Origin of the sequence: Streptomyces sp. NPDC005303 (genome assembly GCF_040607335.1) — a bacterium.
GTDB lineage: Bacteria > Actinomycetota > Actinomycetes > Streptomycetales > Streptomycetaceae > Streptomyces.
On the sequence record NZ_JBEXGM010000010.1, the window covers coordinates 1 to 18,766 of the forward strand.

The 18,766-nt window shown below is 71.5% G+C and carries 13 protein-coding genes and 1 pseudogene; 7 read left to right on the top strand and 7 right to left on the bottom strand.

Annotated features, from left to right (window positions below; genetic code table 11):
* Positions 1 to 304: 304 nt before the first annotated feature.
* Complete coding sequence (locus tag ABZT93_RS16800) at positions 305 to 3,508, top strand: tetratricopeptide repeat protein (protein ID WP_356104850.1); 3,204 nt, start codon at positions 305 to 307, stop codon at positions 3,506 to 3,508.
* Here ABZT93_RS16800 and ABZT93_RS16805 read toward each other — a convergent pair.
* From ABZT93_RS16805 to ABZT93_RS16820, 4 genes are all read right to left on the bottom strand, one after another.
* On the bottom strand, positions 3,466 to 4,218 hold the full coding sequence (locus tag ABZT93_RS16805; protein WP_356104853.1) for a class I SAM-dependent methyltransferase: 753 nt from the start codon (positions 4,216 to 4,218) through the stop codon (positions 3,466 to 3,468). The two genes, ABZT93_RS16800 and ABZT93_RS16805, sit on opposite strands and share 43 nt — an antisense overlap.
* Before the next feature lie 73 nt (positions 4,219 to 4,291).
* On the bottom strand, positions 4,292 to 5,443 hold the full coding sequence (locus tag ABZT93_RS16810) for a damage-control phosphatase ARMT1 family protein (protein ID WP_356104856.1): 1,152 nt from the start codon (positions 5,441 to 5,443) through the stop codon (positions 4,292 to 4,294).
* 25 nt (positions 5,444 to 5,468) lie between these two features.
* Complete coding sequence (locus ABZT93_RS16815) at positions 5,469 to 6,119, bottom strand: ScbR family autoregulator-binding transcription factor (RefSeq protein ID WP_356104859.1); 651 nt, start codon at positions 6,117 to 6,119, stop codon at positions 5,469 to 5,471.
* Between the two features lie 70 nt (positions 6,120 to 6,189).
* Complete coding sequence (locus tag ABZT93_RS16820) at positions 6,190 to 7,116, bottom strand: ScbA/BarX family gamma-butyrolactone biosynthesis protein (protein ID WP_356104862.1); 927 nt, start codon at positions 7,114 to 7,116, stop codon at positions 6,190 to 6,192.
* Positions 7,117 to 7,262: 146 nt separating this feature from the next.
* Between ABZT93_RS16820 and ABZT93_RS16825 the strand changes: the two genes are divergently transcribed.
* Positions 7,263 to 7,925, top strand: coding sequence for a ScbR family autoregulator-binding transcription factor (locus ABZT93_RS16825; RefSeq protein ID WP_356104865.1), 663 nt, complete (start codon positions 7,263 to 7,265; stop codon positions 7,923 to 7,925).
* A gap of 125 nt (positions 7,926 to 8,050) precedes the next feature.
* Here ABZT93_RS16825 and ABZT93_RS16830 read toward each other — a convergent pair whose 3' ends face one another.
* Positions 8,051 to 9,835, bottom strand: coding sequence for a S8 family serine peptidase (locus tag ABZT93_RS16830; protein WP_356104868.1), 1,785 nt, complete (start codon positions 9,833 to 9,835; stop codon positions 8,051 to 8,053).
* A 368-nt stretch (positions 9,836 to 10,203) separates the two neighbouring features.
* On the opposite strand from ABZT93_RS16830, the gene ABZT93_RS16835 reads away from it, so the two are divergent.
* On the top strand, positions 10,204 to 11,142 hold the full coding sequence (locus tag ABZT93_RS16835; protein ID WP_356104871.1) for a lytic polysaccharide monooxygenase: 939 nt from the start codon (positions 10,204 to 10,206) through the stop codon (positions 11,140 to 11,142).
* 18 nt (positions 11,143 to 11,160) lie between these two features.
* Here the strand turns inward: ABZT93_RS16835 and ABZT93_RS16840 are convergent, their stop codons facing one another.
* On the bottom strand, positions 11,161 to 11,823 hold the full coding sequence (locus tag ABZT93_RS16840; protein WP_356104874.1) for a Tat pathway signal sequence domain protein: 663 nt from the start codon (positions 11,821 to 11,823) through the stop codon (positions 11,161 to 11,163).
* A 665-nt stretch (positions 11,824 to 12,488) separates the two neighbouring features.
* Here ABZT93_RS16840 and ABZT93_RS16845 point away from each other — a divergent pair.
* Complete coding sequence (locus ABZT93_RS16845; protein WP_356104877.1) at positions 12,489 to 13,154, top strand: DUF6230 family protein; 666 nt, start codon at positions 12,489 to 12,491, stop codon at positions 13,152 to 13,154.
* 38 nt (positions 13,155 to 13,192) lie between these two features.
* The gene (locus ABZT93_RS16850) at positions 13,193 to 13,702 is read left to right on the top strand and encodes a DUF6114 domain-containing protein (RefSeq protein ID WP_356104879.1); all 510 of its coding nucleotides are present in this window, start codon (positions 13,193 to 13,195) and stop codon (positions 13,700 to 13,702) included.
* Between the two features lie 81 nt (positions 13,703 to 13,783).
* On the opposite strand, the pseudogene ABZT93_RS16855 reads toward ABZT93_RS16850, so the two are convergent.
* A pseudogene (locus tag ABZT93_RS16855) lies at positions 13,784 to 14,315 on the bottom strand (peptidase E).
* A 399-nt stretch (positions 14,316 to 14,714) separates the two neighbouring features.
* On the opposite strand from ABZT93_RS16855, the gene ABZT93_RS16860 reads away from it, so the two are divergent.
* Positions 14,715 to 15,731 carry a substrate-binding domain-containing protein gene (locus ABZT93_RS16860; RefSeq protein ID WP_356104882.1) on the top strand — a complete coding sequence of 339 codons (1,017 nt, stop codon included), beginning with the start codon at positions 14,715 to 14,717 and terminating at the stop codon, positions 15,729 to 15,731.
* 69 nt (positions 15,732 to 15,800) lie between these two features.
* Positions 15,801 to 18,764 carry a nitrate- and nitrite sensing domain-containing protein gene (locus ABZT93_RS16865; protein WP_356104884.1) on the top strand — a complete coding sequence of 988 codons (2,964 nt, stop codon included), beginning with the start codon at positions 15,801 to 15,803 and terminating at the stop codon, positions 18,762 to 18,764.
* The last annotated feature ends 2 nt before the right edge of the window (positions 18,765 to 18,766 follow it).

Here is an 18,766-nt window from a genome sequence, read left to right on the forward strand (position 1 = left end):
GAGCACCTGGGCTTGGCTGGCGAAGGGTGTTCAGAAGGGCCGGCGGTTTCCGCGTCATCTTCCGGCCCGCCCCCGACGGCCGCCTCCCCGCCCCGCGGGGCGGGGCCGCGCCGCCCGGACGTCTCGTTTCGAACTTCATCAAGGCGATCAAGTCCCTTCACCTCCGCATGACATGAGAACCTGAAGACGGGAGAGGGGTTCGGACGTAGCCGTCGAGGTGTGTGCCGACAGGGGGTCCTCGGTGTTCGGGGCAGAGTTGTTCACCCAGACCGCTGCCGCCGCAGCGGGCACGATGGTCGGGCTGATGACCACGGATGCCTGGCAGGCTGCCCGGCAGCGGATGGCGAGGTTCCTGCGACGGGAGGACGTCGAGCGGCTGGACCGGGCACGGGCGGAGCTCGACGCGGCACCACCGGCCCGGCAGGAGATCATGCTGCGGGAACAGCGGCAGGAGTGGGACACCACCCTGCGCGACCTGCTGGCCCGCAACCCCGATCTGTCCGGTCTGCTGGCCGAGTTCGTCCAGGAGTTCTCCGGCTTCGCCCGTCCGCTCTTCATCCAGGTCCAGCAGTCCCCGGGCCCGCTGGAGCCGGTCCGTGGCCCGGGTGCGCTGACCGTCGCGCCTCCTCTGGGCCGGCTGGACCGCCGGGTGCGCGGCCGTGAGCCGCTCCTGGACACGCTCAAACAGCTGGTGGGCAAGCCGACTTCGGGTGTGCAGGTGCTGCACGGCATGGGCGGGAGCGGGAAGACGACCGTCGCCCTGGAGATCGCCGCCTACGCCGCCGCGCTGAACGTCGACGTGTGGTGGGTGACGGCGAAGAACCCTGCCACGCTGAGCGCCGGGATGCGCGAGGTGGTGGCCGCGCTCGGCACGCCCGCGGATCTCATCGACCGTGCCTGGTCGGGGCGTTCGAGCGCGACCGATCTGCTGTGGCGGCGGCTGTGCGACACCGCGAGCCCGTGGCTGCTGGTGGTGGACAACGCCGACGAGCCCGAACACCTGGCACCCTACGGCCGGTTGGCGGAGGGCACGGGCTGGGTCCGGCCCGCCGCGGAGCTGCCCGGCCTGGTGCTGATCACCAGCCGGGACAGCAGCCCGAGGACCTGGGGGCCGTGGGCCACGCTGCACTCGGTCGACGCCCTGGAGGAGGACGACGCCACCGAGGTGCTCTGGGACCTCGCCGGGGAACGGGCCGGTTCACGGGAGGACGCGCGGCTGCTGACCCGGCGGCTCGGCGGGCTGCCGCTGGCGCTGCGCATCGCGGGCTCGCATCTCGCGGCGGCCTCGGCGTTCCCCGCCTGGCCGGGCACGACGACCGTGCGGACGTACGCCGACTACCGCGTGGCCCTCGACGAGCGCTTCACCGAACTCCTCGACGAGCGCCCGCCCGGCCGGCAGGGCAGCAACTACTCCGTCCCGGTCACGGGTACCTGGGAGCTGTCGCTGGACCTCCTGGAGCGGCGGGGCATCGCGCAGGCCCGGCCGCTGATGCGGCTGTTGTGCTGTCTGGGCGAGGCGCCGGTGCCGCTGGTCGGCCTGTTGCGCCCCGACCGGCTCGCGGAGTCGTCGCTGCTGCCCGGCGTCACCCCCCAGGAGCTCTACACCGCGCTCACCTCGCTGGCCGACTTCGGTCTGGTCGAGCTGCACACCCCGCCCGGCGGCGACGACCACACGCGCACCCTGCTGATGCACCCGCTCGTCCGGGACGCCGGCCGGTTACAGCGGGACCTCGCCGAGCACATGAGGGAGTACGCGGCCGTCGTCGCCGACCTGGTCGTGTGCGCCACGGCCGAACTCAGCGAGGACGACCCGCGCGACTGGCCGCGCTGGCGGCTGCTGCTCCCGCACTGCGACGCCCCGCTGCCCCTGATCGGTGACCCGTACGAGGCGGACGACGAACTGGTCTCGAAGGCGCTGCGAGCGGCGGCCGCCGGGGCCCGGCATCTGATCCGGCGGGGCTGGCTGGACCGGGCGGAGGAGGTGCTCGGGGCGTGCGAGCCGGTGGTGCTCGCGTGCGGTCCGCGTGACCCCGACGCGCTCGAAGTACGGTCCGCCGCCGCACACCTGCTTCATCTGCGCGGCCGGCTGCCGGCGGCCGAGTCGCTGCTTCGCACGGTGCTGGAGGACACCCGGGCCCTGTTCGGCGACGCGGCCTGCGAGACGGCCGATGCCCGGTACGCACTGGCGAACCTGCTCAACGCCCGGGGCCGCCCGGTCGAGGCGGAGACCGAGTACCGCGCGGTCCACGCCATCCGGCGGGCCCTGCTGGGCGAGCGGGACCCCGGGACCCTCGCGGCCCGTAAGGGCGTGGCCTGGATGGCCCGGTACCGAGGGCTGCTCGCGGAGGCCGAGGAGGAGTACCGCCTGCTCCTGGACGCCTACCGGGAGACCCTCGGCGCGAACCACCCCGACACCCTGGTCACCCGGCACGAGATGGCCCAGGTGCTGCACGAGCGCGGCATGTTCCGGCAGGCCGAGCAGGAGCTGCGGGAGACGCTCGGGGTGTGCGCGGACGTACTGGGCGAGCGCCACCCGAGCACCCTCGCCGTACGCCACGACCTCGCGGACGTCCTGCGCGACCGGGGCCTGCTCGCGGAGGCCGAGCACGAGTTCCGTACGGTGCTGGGACTGCGCGCCGACGCCTATGGCGAGGACCACCCGGAGACCGTGGCCGCCCGGCACGGCCTGGCCACCGTGCTGCGCGACCGGGGCTGGCCCACCGACGCGGAGACCGAGTTCCGGGAGGTCTTCGAGGTCCAGCGCAGACTGCTCGGCGACATGCACCCGCACACCCTGGTGGTCCGGCACAACCTGGCCGACCTGCTGATGGAACGGGGCCAACTGGAGGCGGCGGAGGCGGAGTTCAGGGAGGTGTACGCGGCACGCCGGGAGGTGCTCGGCGAACAGCACCTGCTCACCCTCTCGGTACGGCACGGCGCCGCCCACGTCCTGCACCTGCGGGGTCGCACCGACCGGGCCGAGACCGAGTACCGTACGGTCCTCGCGGACTGTGTGGAGACCCTGGGCCCGCTCCACCCGGGCACCCTCGCGGTCCGTCACAACCTCGCCGACCTGCTCAAGGACCAGGGCCGGCTCGCCGCCGCGGAACAGGAGTTCAGGGAGGTCTACGAGGCCCGGCGGACCGTGCTCGGCGAACAGCATCTGCTCACCCTGTCGGTACGGCACGGCGCCGCCCACGTCCTGCACCTGCGGGGGCACGTCGAGCAGGCGGAGGCGGAGTACCGGACGGTGCTCGCGGATTGTGTGGAGACGCTGGGGCCACGGCACCCCGGGACGCTGGCGGTCCGGCACAACCTGGCCGGACTGCTCCGGACGAAGGGCGAACTCACGTCTGCCGAGGCGGAGTTCACCGAGGTACGGGATGCCTGCCAGGAGGTGCTGGGGCTACGGCACCCCCGGACACTGGCCGCCCAGGAGGCCCTTGCCCGTCTGCGTTCCGAGGATCAGGCGCCCAGGGATCCCGACTCGGCGGCCACCGGCTCGTAGCCCGGGAAGTGTGCCGGGATCTGCGCGAGGTCCCACAGGGCGAGCGTCTTGTCGTCGTAGAAGTCGTCGGACTCGTCGTCGCCGATGACCTGAAGCGGTTCGGGCAGCCCGAAGGGGGCCAGCCGGAGGTTGATCGGCCGCCACCAGCCCGTGACGATGTCGGTGTTGGCGGCCGTCCGGGAGAAGGTCGTGGTGAGCAGGTAGCGCGAGCCGCTCTCGCGGAAACGGGTCAGCGCCTCCACCACATGCTGGTAGGAGAAATGCACGAGGGCGTCCCGGCACACGATGAGGTCGACGCGTGGCACGGGCTGGGCGGTGAAGTCGAGCAGCTGGAACTCCCGCCCCGGGCCGGGGTGGTGGGCACGGTTGGCCGCGACGAGTTCCGCGACGACGTCCCCGCCCAGGTACGAGGCCCCGTGCAGTTCGACGTGCTGCATCCAGTTCAGGTCCCCGCACGGCGCGTCCAGTACCGAGCGGACACCCAGGTCCTCGATGAGCGCGCCGAGTCGGGCGATCACCCGCTTCATGCGCTGCAGCTCGGAGCCCGGTCCCGAGCGGGTCTCGTCGGAGCCCCAGCGGTTGGTGCGGTAGATGTCCGTGAACACGTCGTGCAGGTCGGCCTCGTCACGGGCATCCGTGACGTCGAGGTAGCGCCGCGCGTCCACGTCGTAGACGGGCTCCCCAGGATTGCTCAGGTACCGCGGGGTCAATGACGTCCTCTTTCGCTGCCCGTCGGCGGGACGTACGGCAGCCCACCGGTACAGGTCGGCAGCATAACGCCCCTCAGGGCCGGACCTGGATGAGCGCACGCGTCCCGCCGGTCCGCCAGCGCCGCCCCTCCGCCTCGGTCAGCGCGGCCTCCGTACGCCCGTCGAGGCCGGTGATCACATCGGACTTCAGGGTGCGCAGGGCGGCGACGGGTCCCGGGAAGTGGCCGGTCGCCTCGGCGAATGGTGTGGTCGGCGCCCACCACCTGTCGCCCACCAGACGCCGGTAGTTGAGGTCTCCCTTCAGGACGGTGAGCGCGGCCCCGCCGATCTCCGTACGAAGGTCGTCCGGCATGTCCGCGTACGGCAGCGGAGCGCAGGAGAACGCGTGCGCGCGGACATCGAGACGGCCGGCGGCCATGGCGTCCCACAGCCGGCGCCCGTACGCCGCGGCCTCCCCCTGCGCTCGCACGAGGCGGCGCAGCGCGTCGACCACGTCGGAGGTGGTCGCGTCGGAGACGTAGTAGGGGTACGGCTTCACATGCAGCACGGCCCGCTCGACCCGGCCGTGTTCGAGGAGGTGGGCGAGGAGAAGCAGATCGGGGATGAGCTCACGTCCGGCGTTGTCGGCGATGAGGCAGAGGGTGCCGGCGCCGCCCAGCAGCGACCAGAGCCGCTCGCTGTCGTCGGCGACCAGATCGGGCACGGCGTCCCGCCCCTCGGCCTCCCCGTCGGAGAGCCGGAACCCGAGGTCGGCGCGGTTGCCCCACAACGACCCGTGCAACAGGGCCGACCCCTGCTCCTCGACCGACCGGACGGCGAGTGCGTCCAGCGCCGCGAGTTCTTCGTCGGTCTCGCGGGAGTCCAGCTCGGCGAGCTTGGAGGGCCGGAAGGGGTCGATGCCGTGCCAGGGCCCGTCTCCGAAGTATCCGACGGCGTCGAGAAGCCGCCGGTAGAAGTAGCTCTCGGCCCAGAGCCAGGGCACATCGAACCAGGAGCGCCCCACATGGGCGTCGATCCCCCACTCGCCCCACGCCCCGCCGGGAAGCGGCTCGATCACACCCTTCGTACAGCTGTCGAGCAGCGCGTCGAGCGCGCGGTGCTGCTCGGGCCCGTACGGAAACGCCCCCCGCACCTGCTCGATGATCGCGGGATGCCGCTCGGCGAGCACGCTGTGCGGAAAGGAACCGGGTTCACTGCTGAGGATGACGGCGGCGCCGATAGACATGCACCGACTGTAACCACGAACCCGCTCACCCGCCGCTCCGAGCCTCCTGTTCCAACTGACTGACCAGGGCCAGATACCGCGCCCGTCGAGGAACCGGGACCAGGCCCCGGATCATCACGTGCCACATCTGCGCGAGCCGCCGCGGCTGCCGCCCCACCGGCTCCAGATGCGGCCCCACCACCCTCGTCCCGACGAAGAAGCACACCACCGAGTGCGCCACGGCGTCCACATCGGTGTCCGGGTGAAGGTCGGACTCCTTGACCGCGCCCTGCAGCTTCCCCGTGGCCAGGTCCAGCCACTCCGTGAACGGATGCCGCAGCGGCGGCCGCACCTCGACTCCCCCCGTGGCGAGCCGGAGCCCGGCCCGGAGCACCGGCCCCTCGACCGACAGGCGGGCTATCCCGAAGGTGACGCGGACCAGCGCCTCCAGTGAGGTGTACCCCCGGGCATCCACGTCCCCCGCCAGCTGCCGCGAGGCCCGCGACTGTATCTCCATGATCGCGTGCGCGAGATCGTCCTTCGCCGCGAAGTGGAAGTACAGCGCGCCCTTGGTGACTTGGGCGTGCGCGACGATGTCGCTGAGACTGGTCGATTCATAGCCGCGGCGGTCGAACAGATCGGCGGCGGCGTTGATGATCGTCGCTCGGGTCTGTTCAGCGCGTAACTGCCTCGGCATCGACTGCACACTCCTGGTACCGAAAAGAACGGGTCATGCCGTTTGTTTCTAACTCCCTGTACACGATAACTCACACTGCGGCGAGTCCCACCCGGCACCCGAAGACCTTCGACTCCCCTTGCAGCGCTATGACTTGTACGTCGGCGCCGCCCTCCCCGCTCACCTCCATCCAGACCGGTTGGTCGAGCTCCGCGTACTGGTGAAACATGGCGTGGAACGACGCCACCGCCCGGCCCTCCTCCCCTCCATGGGCCCGTACGGCCTGGCGGGCGGCCTCCAGGAGGAGCATGCCGGGGACGTGGTCCAGGGGATGGTCGAAGAAAACAGGATGTGCGGTATCGACGCGGAGCCGCCAGCGGCCGGGGCGTGCGGCGGGCGAGAGGAGGACGTCGGTGGGCAGGGCCCGCCCCACCGTGTCGGCCGGCAGCGGCGGTGACGGCGGACGCGGCAGCCGCAGGGCTCCGACATCGGCGGTACGCCCCGCGCGCAACCGGCGGTAGACGGACTCGTTCGCCCAGGTCACAGCGATACCGCCGGTCGCGACCTGCTCACCGCCCAGGTGCACGACGGCGTCGTAGCGGAGTGCGGTTGGGCGGCCGGCACGGCGGCGGAGCTCCGCGACGGTGATGTGGATGACGGGTTCGGCGGGGGCGGTACCCACGGCCAGGTGCTCGGGGCGAGTGGCGACCCGCAGTTCCTGGAGGACGAACTGATGCCCCAGCGGGACCTCGTACGCCGCGTGGGCGAGCAGCGCCCCGCACTGGCGGACCGTTTCTGCAACCAGCAGCGGCTCGTACGCCGAGCGGTCCGGGGACACGTGTAACTGGTGGGCGCGCGGCCACTGCGCGGTGATGGTGAACCGGTCCGCGGCCGTCCTGGTCCAGCCCGTGAGGAGGATCTCCGCGACGGCCACCCGGTGCACGAACTCACGCGGTACGGTCGCGGTCAGGGGCCCGGACCAGGCCCGGGCCTGCGTGAACTGCCGTAACTCTGGCATGTCTCCCCCTCGTTCCTCCGAAGCGATGACGGACGGTGAGGTGCCCGTGCCGGTGAGCGATAGAGTACGAGGGATTCCGGTCTGTTTTCAATGTGACCTGATCGAGACCGGACGAAATCCGAACTCGGCGCATGGGAGGGGTTCTTATGGCGAGACAGGAGCGCGCCATCAGGACACGCAGGACGATCGTGGAGGCCGCGGGCGCCGTCTTCGACGAGCACGGATACGCCGCGAGCACCATCGCGATGGTGCTGGAGCGGGCCGAAGTCACCAAAGGTGCCCTGTACTTCCACTTCCCCTCCAAGGAATCCCTGGCCCAGGCGGTGCTCGACGAGCAGTTGGCGCTGGGGGCCGTGCCGCCGCATCCGTGCAAGGTCCAGGAGATCGTCGACATGACGTTCGTCTTCGGACAGCGGCTGCGGAGCAACTCCCTGCTGAAGGGGAGCGTGCGGCTCACCGTGGACCAGTGCGCGCCGCCCGGTGTCGATCACACGGGACCGTTCCGGCAGTGGAGCGAGCATCTGGTGGCCATGCTGCAAGCGGCCCGGGATCAGGGCGAGTTGCTGCCCACGGTCGAGCCGCGGGACACGGCGGACCTGCTGGTCGGGGCCTTCGCCGGGGTGCAGTTGATGTCGCGGGCGCTGCACGGGCGGGAGGATCTCGGGCACCGGATCTCGGTGATGTGGGCCCATCTGCTGCCGAGTATCGCGGTGCCGGGACTGCTGATCGGCCTCGACAGCCGGCCCGACCGCGGGGCCCGGGTGCTGGCATCCGTCGAGAGCGGTGAACTGGTGGGCGCCGACGCGTGATCGGTGGCGTCCGTGTCATGTGCGGTATGCGAGAGGGGCCGGCCGGTGCACATCCGCACCGGCCGGCCCACTCGTTCAGGTCGGCCCACTCGTACAGGTCGGCCCACTCGTTCGGGTCTGTCCGCTCAGAAGGTCAGCTTCCAGCCGTTGAGCGTGCCCGTGTCCTGCGCGGCCGTGTCCTGCACGCGGAGCTTCCAGGTGCCGTTGGCCGTCTCGGAGGAGGCGTTCACGGTGTAGGTGGTGTTGACGTTGTCGGCGGAGTCGGAGGAGCTCGCCGCCTTCAGGCTGTACACCGTGCCGTCCGGGGCGACGAGCCCGATCACCAGGTCACCGCGGTAGGTGTGGGTGATGTCGACGCCGACCTGGAGGGTCGAGGGGGCGTTGCCGCTGCGGCCGCTGACCGTGATGGGGGACTCGATCGCGGAGCCGTTGTCCGGGATGGAGACGGCGGTGGTGCTGGAGAAGGTCGTCCCCGTCGTCGTACCGCCGCCGCTCACGGCCGCCACCGTCTTCGCCGCGTCGGCCAGACCCGCGCCGCAACCGCCGGAGCAGGCGCCCGGCAGTGGACGGGCGTTGTTCTTGATGGCGGTCTCGATCTGGGCCGGGGTCAGCGAGGGGTTCGCCGACTTCACCAGCGCCACCAGGCCCGCGATGTGCGGGGTGGCCATGCTGGTGCCCTGGTAGTAGGCGTACGACTCCGAAGACGGCGTCGAGGCACCGGAGTTGAGCGTGGACAGGATGCCGTTGGCGGTTCCGGTGCTGGTCTGGCCGCCGGGCGCCGAGATGTCCACGAGGGAGCCGTAGTTGGAGTACGAGGCCTTGGCGCCGGAACGGTTGGTCGCGGCGACCGAGATGATGTTGTTGCAGTTGCCGGGCGAGTGACCGGAGACGTTCTCGTTGTCGTTGCCGGCGGCCACGACGACGGTCGTACCGCGGCTGACGGCGTTGTTGATGGCGGTCTGGGTCGCCGAGGTGCAGGCGCCGTCGCCGCCGAGGCTCATGTTGATGACCTTGGCGACATTGGTGTTGGCGGGCACGCCGGAGACGGTGCCGCCGGACGCCCAGGTGATGGCGTCGATGATGTCGGAGTCGTAGCCGCCGCACTTGCCGAGGACGCGGACCGGGGAGATCTTCGCGCCGTACGCGATGCCCGCGACACCCTTGCCGTTGTTCGTGACCGCGGCGATGGTGCCGGCGACGTGCGTGCCGTGCCAGGAGGAGCTGGAGGCCGGGATGCCCGAGCCGCACTCGTTGGCCGCGTAGTAGTCGCCGGGGTCGGCCGGGTTGCTGTCGCGGCCGTCACCGTCGACGGAGACCGCGGTGTCGGAGATGAAGTCGTAGCCACCGACGATGTTCGCGGCGAGGTCGGAGTGGGTGACATACCCGGTGTCGATGACGGCGACGGTGACGCCGCTGCCGGTCGAGGTCGCCCAGGCACCCGGCACGTTCATACCGGCCGTGGTCTCGAACAGGTCCCACTGCTTGGCGTACTCGGTGTCGTTCGGGTCGGCCTGCGGCTTGTTCAGGCGGTCCGGTACGACGTAGGCGACCTGCGGGTCGGCCTTGAACTCGGCGACGGCGTCGGCCACTTCGGCCCTGCTCGGGTCCGCGCCCAGGTCGACGAGGGCGGCACCGGTGCCGAGTCTGCGCTGGAAGTCGGCGTCCTTGGCGGCGGCGTCGGCCTCGGCGGCCTTGTTCGAGGTGGCCTCGGCGGCGCCGGACTTGTAGCCGACGATGAGGCGCTCGGCCTGGATGCCGGGAGCTGCCTCGGTGAGCGCGGCCGGGACGGCGGCCGACCGGGCGGGGGCGTCCTGGGCGACAGCGACGGAGGCCGTGCCGACGGAGAGGAGGGCCGCGGAGACGGCTGCGGCGGATATCAGCTTCCGCCGCAGGGAGGGGGAGGTACGCAAGGGCTTGCCTTTCGTGGCCGTGCTCCGGGCAGCGCGGAGCATCAGTCGATTCGCTTCGTCGATGAAGCGGGCGGGGGGTGAAGCCAGGAGCGCGGCGGCCGGCCATACGTGGGGCGCGTGACCCGTTCGGGGTTACCTGTGGGTCAGCTGTGGTCGAACGATAGGCAAAGAGCAGGTCATGCGGATACAGGGGAAACCCTTGACCGGGCCGGAAACACCCCCTCTACGGTGGCCGGTTGCACGGGGGTGGCCGCTTTGCCCGCGTCTGCGCGGGGCGGACGCCCCGGTGTGCCGATGAACGCGCGGGGCCCGCGCCCCGTACTGCACGGAAGCCCGTCGTTCCCGCGCCGCCCGAGGAGGCGTTCCGGATGTTCCGGATGCCCTGGACAACCGCCCGTCGTACCAGTGCGGCGGCCGCCACCGCCCTGACCCCGCTCCTGCTGACCTTGTTCGCCGCGGCGCCCGCGCAGGCCCACGGCGCTCCCACGGATCCGGTCAGCCGGGTCTTCGCCTGCTCCCCCGACGGCGACTCCTCGGGCACGGCAGCGTGCCGGGCCGCCGTGGCGGCGAACGGCTCGCCCTTCACGGCGTGGGACAACCTGCGGGTCGCGAACGTGAACGGCCGGGACCGTCAGACGATTCCCGACGGGAAGCTGTGCAGCGGCGGCCTGCCCGCCTACAAGGGCCTCGACCTGGCCCGCTCCGACTGGCCGTCCACCCGCCTGTCCCCCGGTGCGACCCTGACCATGAAGTACGTCTCGACGATCCCGCACACCGGCACGTTCCGCATGTACCTCACCGAGCCCGGTTACGACCCGTCGAAGCCGCTGAAGTGGTCCGACCTGCCGGAGCGGCCGTTCGCCGAGGTGAAGGACCCGGCGCTGACGGACGGTGCGTACCGGATCAGGATGACGCTGCCGAAGGACCGGACCGGTCGGCAGGTGCTGTACACGATCTGGCAGAACAGCAGTACGGCGGACACGTACTACTCGTGCTCGGACGTGGTGTTCCCGGCGGCGGCCGAGGACAGCGGTGCCGGGGCGGGTACCGCCGCTTCCCCGACACCGTCGAAGACCGCGAAGAAGGAGCCCGCGAGGAGTCCAGCGCCGACCACCGCGGCCGCGGTCGCCTCGCCGAAACCTTCCGTGGCGCGTTCGGCGGCCGGTGCCGTCCCCGACTCCACTCCGGTGGCCGCCGACGCCGATCCCGGTTCCGGTCCTTCCGCGCCCATGCTGGCGGGCGGCGCCGCCGGGGTACTGGTGCTCACCGGTGGCGCCGCCCTGGCGCTTCGTCTGCGCCGACGCTGAACTACGTGGTCACGGAGTTCAGTTGACGTAGACCGGCTGGCCGTCGGCGGTCACCGGGCTGTACTTCGCGGTCCAGAAACCGCTGGCGGGGCAGAGCGAGGAGCCGGACGTCCGGGTGAACTGCTGGTTGGCAAACTTGATGCTGTTGTCGCTGTTGTCGGCCGTGCCGGACAGGCCGGCCGCCGCCTGGTAGACACAGCTGACGCTGCCCAGCAGGGTGCGCAGCACGACGGTGGTCTGGATGGTGGAACCGCTCGCCGGGGTCACGGTGACGGAACCGTCGGAGGACACGTCGGTGGTGTACGCCAGGTTGTTCACCGTGATGCTGGTGACGCCGAGGACACCGACCACGTTGGAGGAGCAGCCGCTGAAGGTCTGCCCGGTCAGGGACTCGGTGGCGGTGCCCGGCGCGGTGGGGTTGCTGCCGACCGTGGCGTTGAAGGTGGACGCCGTGCAGGTGATCCCGCTGGTACCCGTCGAGCTGGAGTAGAGGGTCGCGGTGGTGCCACTGGCCAGGGACGCGCTGATGGCCGTGCCCTCGGCGACGGGGGCGCCGCCGACCGAGCCGGTGGTGAGGACCGCGACGTCGTCCGCCGCGGCGGGGGCGGAAGCGGCCACGGCCACGGGGAGCGCGAAGGCGGCGGCAGCGGCGGTGAGGGAGAGCAGAGAACGCATACGCATGCGGGGGTGCCTCTTTCGTGAGGTGAGGGTGGGTGTGGGGGGGCGCGGACGCGCGGCGGCGTCCGCCGTTGCCGACCCGTCACGCCTTCTCCGTACGTGACGGACCGGCAACGGCATCAGGCCGGTGACCGGCCGGACGCCCAATGGGGGAGGGCTCCGGCCGGACCGGGCGAGAGATGGCGAGCCCGATACGGCCCAGGGGGGAAACGGCCGGTTCGGGTGCCGTGGAGGGTCGGACTCGGGCGGTGCAGAGCCCGTGATGGACAACTCGTCCGGGAACGCGGGCAGATGCCGCCCGACGGCTTGGATCCGGCGCCACGGATCTGGGGAAGCCAGGGAGAGTTGTAGACCTGATCATCCGTCAACGTCAAGGTGCTGTAAGCGAGTTGATCATCGATCGACGGGTTTTTATCACCGTCGGAGGCGTTGTCGATCACGGGTGGCACATAATCGACACCCTTTACTCACAACTTGCTTGACCCACGGCCGTAACCGCCGGTAACTTCCGTGGCATTACTGCGGAGTACGGGAAAGCCCTTCCAGCCGCCGGGGGTTGAAAGGAGAGGTACGCCGCAGCCACTGTCCGCGCCAGGACAACAAGCCACTGAAGCCGCACATCCGCACGTGAGCATCACTTGCGTTGACTATGCCCCTGGGAGCAGCACATGGCCTCGTCCGTCGGCACCACCTCCGAGACCCCCGAAAGCGGTTCCACCCCCGAAGCCCCCGACAGCCCCGCAAGACGCGGGCGGGTCCGGGGCCGCCGGGCCGCGATCATGGCCGTGCCGGCCGTCGCGATCACCGCGGGCCTGGCGATCATGACCGCCCAGGGCGCTCTCGGTGTCCAGTTCGCCATCTCCGGCATGCCCTTCACAGTCACTGCGGACAGCCTCGACGGCACCGGGTTCGAGCAGTTCGGCGGCCTCGACAACATGGCGGACAACAGCCCGAACGCCGGCGACACCGGCGGGCAGGTGCTGGTCGTGACCTCGGCCATCAAGAACGCGACCCTTTCCAAGCTGTGCCAGAGCGTCGACCTGGGCGGCACGAATCTGAAGATCGAGGCGGGCGCCGGGCAGGACAAGGTTCAGGCGACCGACCTGACCACGGACTCGACCGAGATGTTCGGTAACGCCTCCTTCCGCAACATCGAGATCGGCAACGACGCCAGCACCCTCACCAAGGCGGGGGTGAAGGGCCCCATCGGTGTCTTCAGCCAGCAGGCCGACGTCGTGCACATCGACGCCCTGCGCCAGACCAACTACGCCACCACGGCAGGCGTGTTCAAGCTGCCCGGCCTCAAGCTCACCTTCAGCAGCAAGGCCTGCTGATGGAGGGTCAGGAGCCGGTGAGCGGGCCCGCTGACCCAATGGGGGGACAGCAGCCCGTGGCCCAGCAGGACGCGTTCACCCGCTGGGTGTACGGACGCCCCTTCTTCGGCGGGCTGTGGCTCACCCTGGGCGGGGCATGGATCCTGCTCACCATGAAGGCCTCGGTGAAGGTCGTCCTGCACGTCGGGATGCAGGGCGTGGCGGGCTACCTCCTGCCGACCCTGATGGTGCTGCTGGGGCTGCTGATCCTCTTCAGCCCCGCCCAGCGCCTCTTCTACTCGATCACCGGCGTCCTGATCTCCATGGGCACCTGGGCCACCTCGAACCTGGGCGGCTTCATGGTCGGCCTCCTGCTGGGGGTCGTGGGCAGCGTCCTGACCTACGGCTGGCTGCCCGACCAGGATCCGCACGTGAGCCGCCGCGAGCGGCGCGGGCCGCCACGGCAGGCGCCGCAGGACGGGTCGGCGACCGGCGCGGGAGAGGCCGGTACCGACACGTACAGGGCTCAGGCCGTGACAGCCGCCGGCACACCGAGGGCTGCCCAGTAACCCGGACGTGCGGGCCGCTCCCGCAGCCGGCCCGCGCAACCGCCTTCCCCTCCCGGGGCCCGGACCGCGCAGACCCGCCCGTCACACCCCGGGCAGCCTGCGCGGTTCGACGCGTTCCTCGACCGCCCTGCCGCCGTCGCGGCTGACGCCGTAGGCGCCCTTTCCGGGCACCTCGGTCACGGCCTCGACGAGTTCGGTGCCGCGGTAGACCAGTCCGACGCCGTCGTCCGTGCAGTGGGTGACGGGCAGGGTTCCGTCCGCGACGAGGCGGTGGATCAGGGGGCGGCGGCCCGGGTCGCTGTCGTAGTGCACCCCGTTGCCGTACGGCAGGAAGCCCAACGCGTCGGTGAGGGGCCGGAGTTCGGGGCCGTACGAGCCGGTGGTGCCGCCGTCGAACCAGCACAGGGAGCCCGCGCCGACCCCGCCCATGACCCCCACCACGTCCTGCTCCAGACGGTGCCCTCGACGTCGTCCAGGTTGGGCATGGGGAACAGCAGGAGCTGCGCGAGGTCGAAGCCGGCCACCCGTGTCGCCTCGTGCACGCGTGCCGTGAAGTGCGATCGCCGGTGCGGTGTCCTCCGGCGGTGGCGACGATCGTCGGTTCTGCGGCCATTGACGAGATCCTGGTCAGCGGCCGATCGAGGACGGGGGTGAGGACGGGGAGGACGCTCGATGACCTCGACCGCGGGCTGATCCACCCCCTGCACACCGACGAGCGGGCGTCGTGCAGCCGGATCGCCTCGGTACGGGCGTCGCCGGCCGTCGCCGGGAGTCGAGCCGTGCCGCGGGCCGAGAGCGCAAGCCCGCCGGCCGCCATCTCCTCCTGCATGCTGACGGGAAGATCATTACGATGCGGAACCGAGAAGTCACTACAAGCGGCTGATCACTTGACTACCGGCGGTCACACGCGGTTGGCTCCTGGCCAGTGAAAGTTCAATCGGCCGACGCGCCCGCGTTCCGGCCGCACTTTCGCGTTCCGCCTGCCAGGCCGCACAGCGAGGTGCCGCAGCCCATGAACACTCCTCCCCCACCTCGGACTTCCTTGAGACTCCCGCGCGTGGCCGCCCTCGCCTCCGTCGCCCTCCTGCTGCTCGCCGGCTGCTCCGGGGCCGGTGACGACTCCCGGCTCGACACGGGGACGGGCGTGGCGAAGGAGGCGGGCGGCGCGGGGCTGAGGATCGCGCTGATCACCCACGGCGGCGAGGGCGACGCCTTCTGGGAACGTGTGCAGAAGGGGGCCGAGGCCGCCGCCGCGAAGGACGGTGTCGACCTGACGTACGCCAACGACTCCGATCCGGCGGGGCAGGCCCAGTTGGTCCGTGACGCGATCGGTGAGCGGGTCGACGGCATCGCGGTGACCCTGGCCAAGCCGGCCGCGATGAAGGCTCCGGTGGCCGCGGCGCGGGCGGCCGGCATCCCGGTGGTGGGCCTCAACTCCGGTATCGACGCCTGGAAGTCGCAGGGGCTGCTGGAGTACTTCGGCCAGGACGAGATCGTGGCCGGCGCGGCCGTCGGCGACAAGCTGAACGGCCTGAAGGTCAAGCACGCGCTGTGCGTCATCCACGAGCGGGGCAACGTCGCCCTGGAGGCGCGCTGCGCCGGAGTGAAGAAGACGTTCGGCGGCGAGACCGAGAACCTGTACGTGGAGGGCACCGACCCCCAGGCGGTGGACACCGTCCTCACGGCCAGGCTGCGACAGGACCCCGGCATCGACGAAGTCGTCACCCTCGGCGCGCAGTTCGGGCTGGACGCCGTGGACTCGGTGAAGGCCGCCGGCAGCCGGGCCCACGTCGCCACCTTCGACCTCAACAACGACCTGGTCAAGGCGGTCCGCGCCGGGGACGTGCAGTTCGCCGTGGACCAACAGCCGTATCTGCAGGGCTACCTCGCCGTGGACTCGCTGTGGCTGTACCGGACCAACGGCAACATCAGCGGGGGCAGCGTGGCTCCCGTACTCACCGGGCCCGCGTTCGTCACCCGGACGAACGTCGCCGCGGTCGCGAAGTTCGCCGCTGCCGGCACGCGGTGACCCCCCTTTCCCACAACCGCTCCCCCCGGAACAGCCCACCCCGCTCTCACTGACCGCCCAAGGACGACCATGCCCGACCGGAAAGGCGCCCGGCGCCGCCTCGGCTCCATACGTCTCTCCCTCATCATGCTGGCGCTGGTGCCGAGCGTCACGCTCGCCGCGATGTGGGGTGTGACGACCACGCAGGTGTTCGCGGAAGGCCTGCGACTGCGCTCGCAGACCGAGCTCAGCAGGTCGACCGGCGCGATGGGCACCGAGGCCACGCTCGCGCTGCAGGGCGAACGCGCGGTGTCCGCCGCCTGGCTGGCCAAGGTGCCCGGTTCCCGGGCCGCCCTGGACGAGAAGCGGGCGGCCACGGACGCGGCGGTCGCCAAGCTCGTACAGCAGTCCGAGGAGATCCAGCGGGCGCCCGCGCGCATCGCCGACCAGCTGTACTCGGTTCTCGGCTCGGTGGGCAGCCTGGAGTACTACCGCGACCAGGTGGACCACCCCACGGACATCACCGCCGAGCAGGCCCTCGACCAGTACACGTCGATCGTCGACGACCAGATACACGCCTTCCAGCAGCTCTCGCAGGTCGACGACGGCGACCTCACCTCGCAGGCCGGGCCGCTCGTCGCCCTCGAGCACGCGGCGGAGCTGACCTCGCAGGAGGATGTGGCGCTCACCCTGGCCTGGCCGTCCGGGCATCTCGACGAGAAGGCATGGGAGCACTTCGTCCAGCTGGTGAACACGCGCCGGTGGCTCGTCGAGGACCAGATCGTGCCCGCGCTGAGCGGCGAGGCGAAGACGCAGACCCAGCGGATCCTCGCGAGCGAGGACTGGCGGACCCTGACGGCGGTCGAGGACCAGGTCCTCGCCGCGCGGCCGGCCGACGGCTCGGGGCGGGTGGCCCTGCCGGACGCGGGGAAACGGTGGTCGGCGGCGATGGAGAAGGTCTCCGTCCGCTACACCGCCCTGATCCGGCAGCAGACCTCGGGGCTGCTGACCCGGAGCGCGGACAAGGCGCACGAGCAGCTGCTGACGGCGGCCTCGCTCAGCGCGGGCGGGCTGATCGCGCTGCTGGTGTGTCTCGTCATGTCCTGGCGGATCACCCGTTCGCTGTCCCGGCGGCTGCGGGGCCTGCGGGAGGCCACGCTGGGCCTCGCCCAGGAGCGGCTGCCGGACGTGGTCGCGCGGCTGGAGCGGGGTGAGAAGGTCGATGTGGACCGTGCCGCACCGGAGTTGGACTACGGATGGGACGAACTGGGGCAGGTGGCCAAGGCGTTCAACGCGGCACAGCGGACCGCCGTGGTGACCGCCGTCGAACTCGCGGACACCCGGCGGGGGTTCCAGAAGGTGATCCTCGGGATCGCCCGGCAGAGTCAGAACCTGGTCAACCTCCAGCTCAGCCGGCTGGACACGCTGGAGCGCGAGCACCAGGACCCGGACGTCCTGTCGGGGCTGTACGAACTCGACTCCACGGCCAGCCAGTTGAGGCGGTACGAGGAGAACCTGGTCATCATCAGCGGTGGCCGGCCGCGGCGCAGCTGGACCGAGCCGGTCGCGCTGATCGACATCCTGCGCAGCGCGGTGGGTGAGGTCGCCGAGTACCAGCGGGTGGAGGTGCACACCGAGGAGGAGGTCTGCCTGGCCCCGCCGGCGGTCGCGGACGTGATCCACCTGCTGGCCGAACTGATCGAGAACGCCACGCTGTACTCGCCCGCGCCGAGTCCGGTCGGGGTACGGGCCGGGCTGGTCGCCAAGGGGCTGGCCATCGAGGTCGAGGACCGGGGCCTCGGCATGTCGGAGGACGAGTACGCCGCCTTCAACGCCCATCTGGCCGAGGCCCCCAAGTTCGACGTGGTCGCGCTCGCCGACGATCTCCGCCTCGGCATGTTCGTCATCGCCCGCCTCGCCAACCGCCACGGGATCCAGGTGACCCTGCGCTCCTCGCCGTACGGCGGAACGACGGCGATCGTCCTGATCCCGCACGAGATCGTCGTACGGGAGGAGGTCGAGCCGGAGGGCCGGGGTGAGGTGAGGGCGGCGGTGAGCGCGAGGACGACGGCCGGGGTCAGCGCAGCCGCAACGGCCGGCGAGGAGGGTCCGGCCGCGGCTCCGACGGGCGCGGGGCGCGGGGCGGGCCCCGCGGGGACCAGGACCTCGACCGGCACGGACCGTACGGCGGACTCGGCCGACTCGGCGGGCGCCCGTCCCGACGACCCGGCGGACCCCTCGGAGACCAGAACCTCGACCGGCACGGACCGTACGGCGGACTCGGCCGACTCGGCGGGCGCCCGTCCCGACGACCCGGCGGACCCCTCGGAGACCAGAACCTCGACCGGCACGGACCGTACGGCGGACTCGGCCGACTCGGCGGGCGCCCGTCCCGACGACCCGGCGGACCCCGCGGGCGTCCCGGGAGCTGCGGACCCGGCCGAGCCGGGCGGTGTGCGGGACGCGGAGTCGGCGGCCGGGGCGGTGTCCGGCCGAGCGTCGTCCCGACCGGACACCGCGGCGCAGGACACGCCCACCCCCCGCCCCGACGGCCTCACCCCGCTTCCCCGACGGGTCCCGCAGACCAGTCTCGCCGTCGAACTGCGCGAGGAGGCCACGACCACCTGCCCGGAAGAGGACGCCGACGAGTTCACCGCGGACCGCGCGGCCTCCTCGCTCGCCGGATTCCAACGCGGCACGCTCCGCGCCCGGGACGAGGACGACGATGCCCTCGACACCCCGCAGGCCCCGACCGCGAGGCGCTCCCCCGCCGACGACCCACACGGTCCAGCACAGGTCCCCGCCCCCGCCGACGACCACTCCGGCGCCCACGAACCCACCGACGGGACCCACCCACCGCAGGACCCGCCCCCCGCCGCCGTATCGAAGAAGGCGACCGCTGACGGGACCGACCCGCTCGACATCCCCGAGGACGTCACCACCGACGACCCGCACGGTTCGCCCGGCACACCGCAGGCCCCGGGCCCCGCCGGGCCCCCCGCCCCGCAGGACCGGGCCGTCGCCGCCCGTACTCCCCACACCGATCGCTCATGAAG

Bases quoted from the DNA above. Each gene is read 5' to 3' on its own strand.
- ABZT93_RS16800 (WP_356104850.1), top strand. From the start codon at position 305: ATGACCACGGATGCCTGGCAGGCTGCCCGGCAGCGGATGGCGAGGTTC.
- ABZT93_RS16820 (WP_356104862.1), bottom strand. From the start codon at position 7,116: ATGCCAGAGTTACGGCAGTTCACGCAGGCCCGGGCCTGGTCCGGGCCC.
- ABZT93_RS16835 (WP_356104871.1), top strand. From the start codon at position 10,204: ATGTTCCGGATGCCCTGGACAACCGCCCGTCGTACCAGTGCGGCGGCC.
- ABZT93_RS16825 (WP_356104865.1), top strand. From the start codon at position 7,263: ATGGCGAGACAGGAGCGCGCCATCAGGACACGCAGGACGATCGTGGAG.
- ABZT93_RS16815 (WP_356104859.1), bottom strand. From the start codon at position 6,119: ATGCCGAGGCAGTTACGCGCTGAACAGACCCGAGCGACGATCATCAAC.
- ABZT93_RS16850 (WP_356104879.1), top strand. From the start codon at position 13,193: ATGGGGGGACAGCAGCCCGTGGCCCAGCAGGACGCGTTCACCCGCTGG.
- ABZT93_RS16845 (WP_356104877.1), top strand. From the start codon at position 12,489: ATGGCCTCGTCCGTCGGCACCACCTCCGAGACCCCCGAAAGCGGTTCC.
- ABZT93_RS16860 (WP_356104882.1), top strand. From the start codon at position 14,715: ATGAACACTCCTCCCCCACCTCGGACTTCCTTGAGACTCCCGCGCGTG.
- ABZT93_RS16840 (WP_356104874.1), bottom strand. From the start codon at position 11,823: ATGCGTATGCGTTCTCTGCTCTCCCTCACCGCCGCTGCCGCCGCCTTC.
- ABZT93_RS16865 (WP_356104884.1), top strand. From the start codon at position 15,801: ATGCCCGACCGGAAAGGCGCCCGGCGCCGCCTCGGCTCCATACGTCTC.
- ABZT93_RS16810 (WP_356104856.1), bottom strand. From the start codon at position 5,443: ATGTCTATCGGCGCCGCCGTCATCCTCAGCAGTGAACCCGGTTCCTTT.